The organism is Siphonobacter sp. BAB-5385 (genome assembly GCF_002261125.1).
Taxonomy (GTDB): domain Bacteria; phylum Bacteroidota; class Bacteroidia; order Cytophagales; family Spirosomataceae; genus Siphonobacter.
The window spans coordinates 1-509 of the sequence record NZ_NMPS01000110.1; the positions used below are offsets into that span (position 1 = coordinate 1).

Annotated in this window: 1 protein-coding gene; it reads left to right on the forward strand. The window is 30.1% G+C overall.

Annotated elements, in window-relative coordinates:
• Positions 1–165: 165 nt before the first annotated feature.
• The coding region (locus tag BWI93_RS11240; RefSeq protein ID WP_217902257.1) for a hypothetical protein at positions 166–509 on the forward strand (344 nt) is incomplete at its 3' end.

Consider the following 509-nt stretch of genomic DNA (forward strand, 5'->3'; position numbering starts at 1 on the left):
AAATAATAAAGTAAACAATGCTATACTTTTCATTAATAGATAATTTTGAAGTTTCGTGATTATTTCACATATAAAACAAATATATGCAAAAGCCTTAAATAACCATATGTACAACTAACGTTGTAGGTTTTTAGGCATGGACCACCCCAACTGTAACAAATAGTAATGACAGAACATAAAATACAGCCCGAGAAAATAACTAAACCTATACAACTTTTAGCCGTATGGCTGGTTGGGCTAATTCTTCTAGTATCTGCACTTATAACAGCCGCTGCAACAGTTAAAGAACCTTACTGGCTACCTGCATTTTATAGTATATCAGCGGTAGCAATAATTCCTCTATTTCTAGGATTGATATTTCTACTACAAACTAAATTTAGGCCTCAAATGCAAGAGGATGAATATTATTCAAAATATTTAAATGAAAACACAAATAAAATAGAAACAACTTACACAAATAGTTCTGTTAGAATTATTGAAAATAAATTTGATGAGAAGTTGATAGAGTT